The following is an 11,590-nucleotide window of genomic DNA, read 5'->3' on the forward strand; positions in this document are numbered from 1 at the left end:
GTCCCTTCCCGGCCGGGGGAAGAGACCGGAGCGCTACGTCGAGGTCGCGGAAGTCAGGCCACGCGGGACGCCGGGGCGTTCTCGGCGGTCTTCGCCGGGTCGCGCTCGACGACGCCGCCGAGGACGTCGTCGATGCGGGCCATCAGCTCGGCCGGGATGGTGACGCCGGACGCCTTGACGTTCTCCGCGACCTGCTCGGGCCGTGACGCGCCGACGAGGGCCGCGGCGACGTTGTCGTTCTGCAGCACCCAGGCGACGGCCAGCTGCGCCATCGACAGGCCGAGCTCGTCGGCGACGGGCCGCAGCCCCTGCACGCGGGTGAGCACGTCGTCGTCCAGGAACCGGCGGATGCTCTGTGCGCCACCCTTGGTGTCCGTCGCGCGCGACCCGGCCGGGAGCGGCTGCCCGGGAAGGTACTTGCCCGACAGCACGCCCTGCGCCATCGGCGACCACACGATCTGCGACAGCCCGCACTCCTGCGACGCGGGCACGACCTCTTCCTCGATGACGCGCCACAGCATGGAGTACTGCGGCTGGGAGGAGATGAGCTGGAAGCCGAGGTCCTTCGCCAGCGCGGCGCCGGCGCGGATCTGGTCCGCGGTCCACTCGGAGACGCCGATGTAGAGCGCCTTGCCCTGGCGCACGATGTCGGCGAACGCCTGCATCGTCTCCTCGAGCGGCGTCTCCGTGTCGTAGCGGTGCGCCTGGTACAGGTCGACGTAGTCCGTGCCGAGCCGCTGCAGGGACCCGTTGATGGACTCCATCACGTGCTTGCGCGACAGGCCGGTGTCGTTCGGGCCGCCAGGCCCGGTGGGCCAGTAGACCTTCGTGAAGATCTCGAGCGACTCCCGCCGCTCTCCCGCGAGGGCGTCGCCGAGCACCTGCTCGGCCTTGGTGTTGGCGTACACGTCCGCCGTGTCGAACGTCGTGATGCCGGCGTCGAGCGCCGCGCGCACGCACTGCGTCGCGACGTCGTTCTCGACCTGGGAGCCGTGGGTGAGCCAGTTGCCGTAGGTGATCTCGGAGATCTTCAGACCGCTGTTGCCGAGGTACCGGTAGTTGACCATGCGTCCACCCTAGGACGACAGGTCACTCCGGCCAGACGCCGTGCTTCTTCGACGACGGCTTGGGCAGGCGGGACCGACGGATCTGGAACGCCCGCATGACGGCGTACATCATCGTGCCCTTGGGGACCTCGCCGAACTTCAGCAGCAGCCGCTTCTTGAGGCCGCGCCACAGCAGGAACGCGTCGGCCACGGTGAGCAGCACGACGGCGTACAGCAGCATGAGCACGAGCGCCGAGATGGTGACGTTCCGGCTGAACGCGAGGTTGAGGATGATGAACACGAACGCGACGGGCAGGAAGAACTCGCCGAGGTTCCAGCGCGCGTCCACGTAGTCACGCACGTAGCGCTTGACGGGCCCCTTGTCGCGCGGCGGAAGGTGCCGCTCGTCGCCGGTCTGCATCGCCTTGTACTCGAGGTTGCGCTGCTCCCGAGCCTTCTCCCGCGCCGCCTTCGTCGCCGCCTTGCGGTCGTTCGGCACCAGGGGCCGCTTGTTCGCGGCCTGGGACACGCTGCGCTTCGGGGTGGGACGCCCCTTGCCGGAGGGCGCGCCCGACCTCTCGATCTCGGCGGCCGCGTCGACGGGGTCGGAAGAGTCAGGGGACGACGGCGTCGCGTCGGACTTGTTGCGGGAGAACACGCACCCAGGGTAGTCGAGCGCGCAGGTAGCGTGAGCCGCGTGACCGACACCCACCACACCACCCTGGACGCCGCGTCCCACGACGACGCCACCGCCCTGCGCGCCCACGTCGAGCGGCAGTTCCCCGACCTGCAGGCCGACCTGGAGCGACTGGTGCGCATCCCGAGCGTGTCCGCCGCCGCCTTCGACCAGGCACACGTGGCGACGAGCGCCGAGGCCGTGGCCGCCCTGCTGGGCGACGCGGGACTGCCCGACGTGCGCATCCTGCGCTCCGCGCGCCCGGACGGGACGCCCGGAGCGCCCGCCGTCGTCGCCCGGCGTCCCGCGCCCGAGGGCCGTCCCACCGTGCTGCTGTACGCCCACCACGACGTCCAGCCCCCGGGCGACGCCGCCACCTGGGCGACGGACCCGTTCGAGCCCGTCCAGGTCGGCGACCGGCTCTACGGCCGCGGCGCCGCGGACGACAAGGCCGGCCTGGTCGCCCACGTCGGCGCGCTGCGGGCGCTGGCGGCCCTCGCCGAGGAGGCCGGCGGCGACCTGCCGGTCGGTATCACCGTCTTCGTCGAGGGCGAGGAGGAGTCCGGCTCCCCGAGCTTCCGCCAGTTCCTCGCCGACCACCGCGAGCTCCTCGCCGCGGACGTCATCGTCGTGGCCGACTCCACCAACTGGAAGGTCGGCGTGCCCGCCCTGACCACGTCGCTGCGCGGCCTGGTCGACGGCGTCGTCGAGGTCGAGGTGCTCGCGCACGCGGTGCACTCCGGCATGTTCGGCGGGCCGGTGCTCGACGCGAACACCCTGCTGGCCCGCCTGATCGCGACCCTGCACGACGACGCCGGCAACGTCGCGGTGGCCGGCCTGGTGAGCGCGCCCGAGCCCGAGGTCGACTACGACGAGGCGGCGTTCCGGGCCGACTCCTCGGTGCTCGACGGCGTGACCCTCGCCGGCGAGGGCACGATCGCCGGCAGGCTGTGGGCCAAGCCCGCGCTGTCCGTGATCGGCATCGACGCGACCAGCGTGGCGCACGCGTCCAACACCGTCGCGGCGCGCGCGGCGGCGAAGCTGTCGCTGCGCATCCCGCCCGGCCAGGAGCCGCAGGCGGCCGAGGACGCGCTGCGCGCCCACCTCGAGGCGCGTGCGCCCTTCGGTGCCCGGGTCACGTGGCGCCCGGGGGAGCAGGGACGTGCGTTCCACGCGGCCGACGACTCGGCGGCCATGCGCGCCGCTCGGGCAGCGTTCGCCGACGCGTGGGGCACCGACCCGGTGGACGTGGGCGTGGGGGGCTCCATCCCGTTCATCGCGGACCTGCTCGAGTTCTTCCCCGAGGCCTCCGTGCTCGTGACGGGCGTCGAGGACCCGGACTCGCGGGCGCACGGCGCCGACGAGTCGGTCCACCTGGGCGAGCTGCGCAAGGTCGTCCTGGCGGAGGCGCTCCTGCTGAGCCGGATGGCGACGGCCGGCCACTGACGTCGGGCACTGACGCAGAGCACCGACGCAGCACCGACGCAGCACCGACGTCCTGCGCGCCGCGCCGTCCGCTCAGTCGGGCGGCGCGGCGGCGCGCAGGGCGGCGAGGGCGGCCGGCACGTCGTGGTCACGGCCCTCGTGCAGCGCCGCCTCCAGGTGCCGCGCCGCGGCGGCCAGCTCCGCGTCGCCGAAGGTGCTGGCCGACCCCGTGACCGTGTGGCACAGCCGTTCGGCCTCGTCGCGCACCTCGCGGTCGAGGGGCGCGCCGGGGGCGGAGAGCAGCTCCGCGATCCGCCGGGCCCGGCCGACGTTGCGCTCGTGCGCCCGGCGCGCGAGGACGACGACCGCTTCCCCCAGCCCGCCCTCCGGGTCGGCCGACGTCATGCGACCCACCCGAGCGCCGCGGCGAGCTCGGCCGCCAGCCGCAGAGGGTCGAACGGCTTCGTGAGCACGGCGGCGGCGCCGAGGCCGTCCAGCCGCGAGATGTCCGGCGTCCCGACCTTGGCCGTGAGGAAGACGACCGGCACCTCGCGCAGCTCCGGGACGGCCCGCAGGCGCCCGAGCACGGTGGGACCGTCCAGCACCGGCATCATGACGTCGAGGAGGATCGCGTCCGGCCGCACCCGTCGTGCGACCTCCAGCCCTGCTTCCCCGTCGCCCGCCGTGTGCACCTCGTGACCGCCCACGACCGACAACGCGAGCGCGGCGACCTCTCTGATCGACGGATCGTCGTCGATGACCACCACGCGTCGGCCCCCCGTCGCCACGTGCTGTTTCCCCCCTCGTCAGCCTGACCGGTCGCTCGACCGTACCGCGCCCCGGAGGACGGCGCCCATCGTCGCCCCGGGCGCCCGTGCGGGGGCGGAGCACGCCAACCTCTCCTACTCTCGCCCCATGGGTGACGCGCGACGGGCGACGGCGCGGGCACAGAGCACCTTCGTGCGCTGGTGCTGGGCCGCGGGCGTCGCCGTGCTGGTACTGGTGGTGGTGCTCGCCGGGCCGACGGACCAGGCGGCGCGCGCGCAGCTCTCCCGCTCGGCGATCGCAGCCGCGGGCGTGGTCGCGGCGCTGAGCTGCGGGTGGCGGGCCGTCCGGTCGGCGGGCCGGCGCCGGCGGGCCTGGGGGTTGCTGGCGCTCGGTGGCGTGGTGGGCCTGCTCGGGAACGTGTACGCCGTCCTCGTCGGCGACCCCGACGCGGGAGACGTCGCCTACATCGCGGCTCTCCTGCTCGGCGTCATCGGCCTCTCGCAGTTCCCGACGGTACGCCCACGCGGCCAGGAGCTCGTGCGCATGTTCCTCGACAGCGTCGTCGTCGGCGGCTCGGTCCTGTACATCGCCCTGTTCGCCGTCGTGCTCGAGGGCCGGACCCTGTCCGCGGCACCCTCCCTCACCGCCTACGCGCTGCCGGTCGTCGACGCCCTGCTCGCCACCCTCGCGGTCCTCGTCCTGACCCGGTCCAGCGCCGCGGAACGCGTGCCGCTGGGGCTCGTCGGCATCGGGTTCGTCCTGTACGCCGTGGCGGACGTCACGTTCGCCCTCTTGTCCGCCCAGGAGGGCTTCGCCTTCGGCAGCCCCGTCGACGCCGCCTGGGTGGGCGGATACCTCGCCATCGCGGTCGCCGCGCGCCACCCCGCCGCGTCGGGCAGCCCCGTGGCGTCCGAGCGCCCCGACGGCTCGCCGGTCCTCGGCACCGTCGTGACCTTCGCGATCTTCCTCGCCGCCGCGCTCGTGCGGGTCAGCCAGACCGGGCAGCCCCTCGGCGGCATGGCGAACGCGCTGTGGGTGGGTGTGCTCGTGGCGGTCGTGGTGCGGCAGATCCTCGTGGTCGTCGACAACGAGTCGCTCCGGCACGGCCTCGAACGGCGGGTGGAGCACCGCACCACACAGCTCCGGGCCCTCGCCAGCGAGCGCGAGCGCACCCTCGAGTCGGTGGCGGACGGCATCTACGGCGTGGACACCGACGGCCGGGTGACGTTCGTGAACGCCGCCGGCGCCCGCACCCTGGGCGCCGTGGCCGACGACCTCGTGGGACGGGACGCGCACGCCACGTTCCACGCCCCCGCCGCCGACGGCACCCCGTACCCCGCGGACGGCTGCTACATCACCGAGGCCGTGCGCGACGGCGTGACGGCCACCGCCGAGCAGGACGTCTACCGACGGCTGGACGGCAAGGACGTGCCCGTGGAGGTCGCCGCGAGCCCCCTGCGCGCCGGCGGCACCGTGACCGGGGCCGTCGTGGTGTTCCGCGACGTCACGGAACGGCGCGAGGTGGAGCGCATCAAGGACGAGTTCGTCTCCGTCGTGAGCCACGAGCTGCGCACCCCGCTCACGTCGATCCGCGGCGCGCTCGGGCTCCTCGACAGCGGCGTGCTCGACCGGTCGTCCGAGCAGGCGGCGCGCATGGTCCGCATCGCCCTCACCAGCAGCGAACGCCTCAGCCGCCTGGTCGACGACATCCTCGACGTCGAGCGCATGGACGCCGGGACGACGGTGCTCGAGCTGGCCGACCACCGCGTCGACGCGCTCGTCGCGGCCGCGGTGGACCAGGTGTCGATCCTCGCCGACGACGCGGGCGTCGCCCTGGTGCCGGCCGGCACCGACGAGGTCGTCCACGTCGACGGCGAGCGCATCGTGCAGACCCTCACCAACCTGCTCAGCAACGCCGTGAAGTTCTCGCCGCGCGGCAGCACCGTGCGAGTGCTCGCCACGCCCGTCGGCGAGCTCGTGGAGCTGCGCGTCGACGACGAGGGACGGGGGATCCCGCCCGACAAGCTCGAGGCGGTGTTCCGCCGCTTCGAGCAGGTGGACGCCTCCGACGCGCGCGAACGCGGCGGCACCGGCCTCGGCCTCGCCATCGCCCGGAGCGTCGTGGAGCGCCACGGCGGCCGCACCTGGGCCGAGAGCGCGGGGGAGGGCCAGGGTTCCAGCTTCCGGCTCACCCTGCCGCGCGTCGTCGTGAGCGTGGCACCACCGACCGGGACGTTCGGCGGCTCCCCGTCCGGAGCTGCGGTCGGCGACCCCGCGGCCACGAGGGTGGTCGTCGTCGACGACGACCCCTACGTCGTCGAGGTGCTGCGGTCCGTGCTGGAGCAGCGCGGCTACGACGTCGTCGGCGTCACCGACGGGCGCGCCGCCGTCGACGTCGTCGAGGACGAGCACCCCGCGGCGATCGTCCTCGACCTCGCCATGCCTGGCACCGGGGGCGCCGAGGTGCTGCGGCAGCTGCGGCACTCCGCGGCGACCGCGCAGCTGCCGGTCGTCGTGGTGTCGGGCACGGCGCCCGGGGACGCGCGCGAGACCGCGGCGCTCGCGGACGGCTGGCTCGTCAAGCCCGTCGACCCGGAGCGCCTGGTCGCCACCGTCCGCGAGGTGATCCGGCTGCGGCCGCACCACGAGCGCGTCCTGGTGGTCGAGGACGACGACGACCTGCGGGCCGTCCTGGTGGCCATCCTGGAGAACGGCGGCCTCGTCGTGACGTCGGCCCGCGGCGTCGTGGAGGCACGGGAGGCGCTGGCGCGCGGCGAGGAGCCGGACCTGCTGGTGCTCGACCTGCAGCTCCCCGACGGCTCCGGGCAGGATCTGGTCGCCGACCTGCGGCGGAGGGGCCGCCTGCAGCACGTGCCTCTCGTCGTCTACTCGGGGAGCGAGCTGGGGTCGACGGAGCGGGACGACCTCCGTCTCGGCAGTACCGTCTTCCTCACGAAGGGCAAGAAGGCGCCGGACGCCGTCCTGCGGCCGGTGCTCGACCTGCTCGACGCCGCCGCCGGCCGCACCGGCGACACGCCCCCGACCCACCGACCCTGAGGACCTGATGACCGAGCCCCTGACCATCCGTGTGAGTGCCGGTACCGGCACCGGCCGCACCACGCTCGCCGCGTTCGACTCTGCGCTCGTCGCCGCGGGGGTGGGCGACTTCAACCTCGTGCGCCTCAGCTCGGTGGTGCCGCCGGGCAGCGTCATCCTCGAGGTGGACGGCAGGGACCAGCTGGCGGGTGCCCACGGGGACGCCCTGTACTGCGTGTACGCGGCCGGCTACGCCTCGCTCCCGGGCCACGAGGCCTGGGCCGGGGTGGCGTGGTCGCGGCGCGACGACGGCAGCGGCGCCGGGCTCTTCGTCGAGCACGACGGCCCGTCGCACGAGCAGGTGGCCACCGACCTCGCGCACAGCCTCGAGGACCTCTCCGCGACCCGCGGGGGTGCCTACGCCTCGGACGGTCGCCTGATCACGGGCCTGGCCTGCGAGACGCAGCCGGTGTGCGCCGTCGTCGTCGCGACGTTCAAGCGGGCGGGCTGGGAGGAGCTGGGCGGTGCGCGCTGACGTGACGTTCGAGCCGACCGTCACGGGCGCCGTCGCCGAGGAGTTCTGGCGGCTGTACCTCGAGGCGTTCGAGCCGCTGCGCACGCGTGCCGCCGCGCGTCACGTGCTGCACCGCGAGGAGTTCGACGAGGAGATGGCCGACCCGCGCGTGCTGAAGCTTCTCGCTCACGACGCGGCGGGGGAGCCGGTCGGCCTGACCACGCTCGCCACGGACCTGGCGGCGGTGCCCTGGGTGAGCCCGGAGTTCTTCGCCGCCCGGTACCCCGAGCACGCGGCCCGCGGGGCCGTCTGGTACATCGGGTTCACGCTCGCGCACCCGGGCCGCCGTGCCACGCGCACGTTCATGGACATGATCGACGCCCTCGTCTCGCACCTCGCGGAGCACCGCGTGGTCTGCGCCTACGACGTGTCCCGCTTCAACGACGACTCGTTGCGGTTCGCCGACAACCTGCGGCGCCGCCTGGAGCGCACGCAGGACGTCACGGTGGAGACGGTGGACCGACAGACCTACTACGCGACCACCTTCCACTGACGCCGGGGCCCCGGCGGGCCCGGCGGGCCTGGCGGACCTGGTAGACCTGCCGGACCGTCAGACCCGGCCGACGTCCCGGTGCGCCACGTCTACGGCCCGGGCCCACGCCGCGACGTCCGCGGGCAGCTCGGGGCTCTGGGCCGGTGCGTCGGGGCCCATCAGCGCGACCACCTCGGGGGCGGGGACGCGCGCGTTGCCGGGGCCGAGGAAGCGGCCGGCCACGTAGCCCTTGGCGTAGAGACGGCCGCGGGACGTGAAGACCTGCTCCATGTACACGACGCGCTCGTCCCAGCCGAGCACGCGCGTCGTGATCTCGCACCGGTCCCACAGCTTCAGCGAGCGCTTGTAGGTCATGGTCGACGCGGCGACCACCGGGTACCACTTGCGGTCGCCGATCCTCGCGAACCCGTCGAGGTCGGCGATGAAGTTCGAGCGCGCCACGTCCATCATCTGCAGGTACGAGCCGTTGTTGACGTGCAGGTACAGGTCGAGGTCGCCGGGGTGCACGCGCAGCCGCGTCACGGAGGGGTCGAGCAGGCGCTGGCCGGGGATCGGCTTGCGCGGCCGCAGGGAGGCCCAGGTGAGGTGGATCATTCGGGTCACCTGCGCAGGCTATATCGGCGACCGGCAGTAGCAGATACCTTGCCCGGTCAGACCGGGGGAGCGGGGTCGTACTGGATCGCGCGGCGCACCGCCCGGGCGACCTCCGGTGACTCCAGGCGGGCCACGAGGTGCAGGGCCATGTCGATCCCGGCCGAGACCCCCGCCGCCGTCACGACGTCGCCGTCGTCGACGAACCGGGCCTCCGTGTCCACGACCACGCTCGGGTCGAGCTGGGCCAGGTCGTCGTAGTGGTCGTGGTGCGTCGTCGCCGGGCGCCCGGCGAGGAGCCCGGCCGCCGCGAGCACGAGCGCCCCCGTGCACACGCTGGCGAGGATCGGTGTCTGGACGCGCACCTGTCGCAACCACTCGAGGTGCGCCGGGTCGTCGACGAGGGCGCGTGTGCCCCAGCCGCCCGGGTGGACGAGCACGTGCAGCGGCCCGACGTCGTCGGCGGAGCGCGCCGGCACGAGCCGCAGGCCCTTCGCGAGGCGTACCCCGGCACCTTCGCGCGAGAAGGTGCTCACGTGCGGCTTCAGGGCGGAGTGCTGCTCCCAGGCGGCGAGCACCTCGAACGGCCCGACGACGTCGAGCTCCTCCGCCTCGTCGAACACGAGGATGCCGATGTGGAGGCCACCGTCGGTGCTCATGCCTTCTCCCGTGTCGTGCGGGCCGGCGCGCGGCCCGGTCGTCAGATCCCCGGCAGCGCCAGCATCTGGTCGAGCGCGACGCGGGCCCAGTGGGCGTCGTCGGCGTCGACCACGATCCGGTTGACCACCCGCCCCTCGGCCAGCGACTCCATCGCCCACACCAGGTGCGGCAGGTCGATGCGGTTCATGGTCGAGCAGAAGCAGACGGTCGAGTCGAGGTAGTGCACCTGCTTGTCCGGGTGCGCCTTGGCGAGACGCCGCACCAGGTTGAGCTCGGTGCCGATCGCCCAGGAGCTGCCCGGCTCGGCGGACTCCAGGGCCTTGATGATGTACTCCGTCGAGCCGACCCGGTCGGCGGCGGTGACCACCTCGTGCTTGCACTCCGGGTGGACCATGACCTCGACGCCGGGGACCTTCGCCCGGACGTCGTCGACGTTGCGGGCCGAGAACCGTCCGTGGACCGAGCAGTGCCCGCGCCACAGGATCATGCGCGCGTCCCGCAGCTGCTGCTCGGTGAGGCCGCCCAGCGGCTTGCGCGGGTCGTACACCACGCAGTCGTCCAGGCTCAGGGCGAGCTGGAGGACGGCGGTGTTGCGGCCGAGGTGCTGGTCGGGCAGGAACAGGACCTTGCCGGTGCCGTCGACGCCGCCGACGCGGTCGAAGGCCCAGCGCAGGGCCACCTGGGCGTTGGACGACGTGCACACGGTGCCGCCGTGGCGGCCGGTGAACGCCTTGATCGCCGCGGACGAGTTCATGTAGGTCACCGGCACCGTGTCGTCGGCGATCCCGACGTCCTGCAGCACGGCCCAGGCCTCCTCGACCTGGCCGATCTCCGCCATGTCCGCCATGGAGCACCCGGCGGCGAGGTCGGGCAGCACGACCTGCTGCGCGTCCGAGGTCAGGATGTCGGCGCTCTCCGCCATGAAGTGCACGCCGCAGAACAGCACGAACTCGGCCTCGGGCCGGGCGGCGGCCTCGCGCGCGAGCTTGAAGGAGTCGCCGGTGACGTCGGCGAAGTCGATGACCTCGTCGCGCTGGTAGTGGTGCCCCAGCACGAAGGCGCGCTCGCCCAGGGCGGCGCGCGCGGCGCGCGCCCGGTCCACCAGGTCGGGGTCCGAGGGCGCGGGCAGCGCCCCCGTGCACTCGACGCCGCGCTCGGAGGCGAGGTCGCGGCCCTGGCCCAGCAGCAGGAGCGCGGAGGGTGCGGGCTCGACGAAGCCGGTCGAGGTGCCCGCGATGTCGTTCAGCAGGGTGGTCACCCGCTCATGTTTCCACAGCGCACGCGTGCGCGACGTCGTCCGTCCGGTCCGGGATGCCCCGCTGGGCGCCGCTGGGTGCCGGGCCTGTGCCACGATCGCTGGATGCACGTGCTGCTCTGCGTCGGCGAGGACGCCGACACCCTGGCCCCCGAGCTCGCGTCGGCGTGGCGCGCGGGCGCGCCGTCGTGCGAGGTGGAGCCCGTCGTCGTGCCGGTCGCCGTCGCGCCCCGGCACGACGTACCTGCCGGGGTGTTCGTCCCCCTCGACGCGCTGGGACTGGGGTCGGTGCCCGCGCCGGGGCCTGGCCCCCTGGCAGAGGCCGCCGGTGCGGCCGACGTCGTGGTCGTGCACCTTCCTGTGCTGGACGGGACGACACTGCACGAGGGGCTCCTGGCCGACGCCGTCCGCGCCGCCGCGCCGCAGGCGGTCCCGGTGGTGGTGCTGGCGGGGCGCAGCGAGGTCTCCCGGCGGGAGTGGTCCGGGGCGGGGGTCAGCGGGGTGCACGAGACCGGGCCGGACGTCGTGGCGGCGACGGTGCGCGTCGCGCGCACGTGGGCGCCGTCGTGGTCCTGAGGCCGGGCGACGGCATCCGGGTGACGGCATCGCGCGACATGTCCTGTGGGCCGCGTCATCGCGCCCGCCAGATTCGCGCGTAGGATCGGGAACAGCCGCAAAGGTCCGCCTGTTGGAGGAAGCATGACCGACACCACCGAGATCGCCACGCACGGCGTGGACCTGTCCGACGTCGCCGCCGACAAGGTTCGCAGCCTGCTCGAGCAGGAGGGCCGCGACGACCTGCGTCTGCGCGTGGCAGTCCAGCCCGGCGGCTGTTCCGGCCTGATCTACCAGCTGTACTTCGACGAGCGCCTGCTCGACGGGGACGCGCTGCGCGAGTTCGACGGCGTCGAGGTCGTCGTGGACCGCATGAGCGTGCCCTACCTCGAGGGCGCGAAGATCGACTTCGCGGACACGATCGAGAAGCAGGGCTTCACGATCGACAACCCGAACGCCGGCAGCTCCTGCGCCTGCGGCGGCTCCTTCAGCTGAGTCGCTGAATCTGGCC

At 73.8% G+C, this 11,590-nt stretch carries 13 protein-coding genes; 6 read left to right on the plus strand and 7 right to left on the minus strand.

All coding sequences use genetic code 11. From position 1 onward, the window contains the following. Positions 1-53: 53 nt before the first annotated feature. A complete protein-coding gene (locus ACFT55_RS14785) occupies positions 54-1,067 on the minus strand; it encodes an aldo/keto reductase family protein (protein ID WP_380244599.1) in 1,014 nt (337 codons plus the stop codon). 22 nt (positions 1,068-1,089) lie between these two features. Continuing rightward, positions 1,090-1,704 carry a DUF3043 domain-containing protein gene (locus ACFT55_RS14790; RefSeq protein WP_380244600.1) on the minus strand — a complete coding sequence of 205 codons (615 nt, stop codon included), beginning with the start codon at positions 1,702-1,704 and terminating at the stop codon, positions 1,090-1,092. A 39-nt stretch (positions 1,705-1,743) separates the two neighbouring features. Between ACFT55_RS14790 and ACFT55_RS14795 the strand changes: the two genes are divergently transcribed. After that, positions 1,744-3,168: a dipeptidase gene (locus ACFT55_RS14795; protein WP_380244601.1), complete on the plus strand. Its 1,425-nt coding sequence runs from the start codon at positions 1,744-1,746 to the stop codon at positions 3,166-3,168. Between the two features lie 72 nt (positions 3,169-3,240). Here the strand turns inward: ACFT55_RS14795 and ACFT55_RS14800 are convergent, their stop codons facing one another. Continuing rightward, the gene (locus ACFT55_RS14800; protein WP_380244602.1) at positions 3,241-3,552 is read right to left on the minus strand and encodes an Hpt domain-containing protein; all 312 of its coding nucleotides are present in this window, start codon (positions 3,550-3,552) and stop codon (positions 3,241-3,243) included. Continuing rightward, entirely contained in the window at positions 3,549-3,914 is a 366-nt protein-coding gene (locus ACFT55_RS14805; RefSeq protein WP_380244603.1) for a response regulator, read from the minus strand. Before ACFT55_RS14805 ends, ACFT55_RS14800 begins: the two co-directional genes overlap by 4 nt. Positions 3,915-4,062: 148 nt before the next feature. Here ACFT55_RS14805 and ACFT55_RS14810 point away from each other — a divergent pair, with 148 nt between their 5' ends. The 3 genes from ACFT55_RS14810 to ACFT55_RS14820 are packed head-to-tail and all read left to right on the plus strand — an operon-like array spanning position 4,063 to position 8,018. Further along, entirely contained in the window at positions 4,063-6,972 is a 2,910-nt protein-coding gene (locus tag ACFT55_RS14810) for a response regulator (RefSeq protein WP_380244604.1), read from the plus strand. Between the two features lie 7 nt (positions 6,973-6,979). Further along, positions 6,980-7,486 (plus strand): pyruvoyl-dependent arginine decarboxylase, encoded by a 507-nt coding sequence (locus tag ACFT55_RS14815; protein ID WP_380244605.1) that lies wholly within the window; start codon positions 6,980-6,982, stop codon positions 7,484-7,486. Further along, entirely contained in the window at positions 7,476-8,018 is a 543-nt protein-coding gene (locus tag ACFT55_RS14820) for a hypothetical protein (RefSeq protein WP_380244606.1), read from the plus strand. Before ACFT55_RS14815 ends, ACFT55_RS14820 begins: the two co-directional genes overlap by 11 nt. Before the next feature lie 57 nt (positions 8,019-8,075). Here ACFT55_RS14820 and ACFT55_RS14825 read toward each other — a convergent pair whose 3' ends face one another. Genes ACFT55_RS14825 through nadA form a run of 3 tightly spaced genes read right to left on the minus strand, consistent with a single transcriptional unit; the run spans position 8,076 to position 10,527 of the window. Continuing rightward, on the minus strand, positions 8,076-8,612 hold the full coding sequence (locus tag ACFT55_RS14825; protein ID WP_380244611.1) for an acyl-CoA thioesterase: 537 nt from the start codon (positions 8,610-8,612) through the stop codon (positions 8,076-8,078). 56 nt (positions 8,613-8,668) lie between these two features. Further along, positions 8,669-9,268, minus strand: a complete 600-nt coding sequence (locus ACFT55_RS14830) for a DJ-1/PfpI family protein (RefSeq protein ID WP_380244607.1) — start codon at positions 9,266-9,268, stop codon at positions 8,669-8,671. A gap of 41 nt (positions 9,269-9,309) precedes the next feature. After that, the gene (nadA, locus tag ACFT55_RS14835; protein WP_380244608.1) at positions 9,310-10,527 is read right to left on the minus strand and encodes a quinolinate synthase NadA; all 1,218 of its coding nucleotides are present in this window, start codon (positions 10,525-10,527) and stop codon (positions 9,310-9,312) included. 102 nt (positions 10,528-10,629) lie between these two features. Here nadA and ACFT55_RS14840 point away from each other — a divergent pair, with 102 nt between their 5' ends. Both ACFT55_RS14840 and erpA read left to right on the plus strand, forming a co-directional pair. Further along, a complete protein-coding gene (locus tag ACFT55_RS14840; RefSeq protein WP_380244609.1) occupies positions 10,630-11,100 on the plus strand; it encodes a hypothetical protein in 471 nt (156 codons plus the stop codon). 123 nt (positions 11,101-11,223) lie between these two features. Beyond that, on the plus strand, positions 11,224-11,574 hold the full coding sequence (erpA, locus tag ACFT55_RS14845) for an iron-sulfur cluster insertion protein ErpA (protein WP_380244610.1): 351 nt from the start codon (positions 11,224-11,226) through the stop codon (positions 11,572-11,574). Positions 11,575-11,590: the final 16 nt, after the last annotated feature.

Source organism: Isoptericola sp. NPDC057191 (genome assembly GCF_042670225.1).
Taxonomy (GTDB): Bacteria; Actinomycetota; Actinomycetes; order Actinomycetales; family Cellulomonadaceae; genus Isoptericola.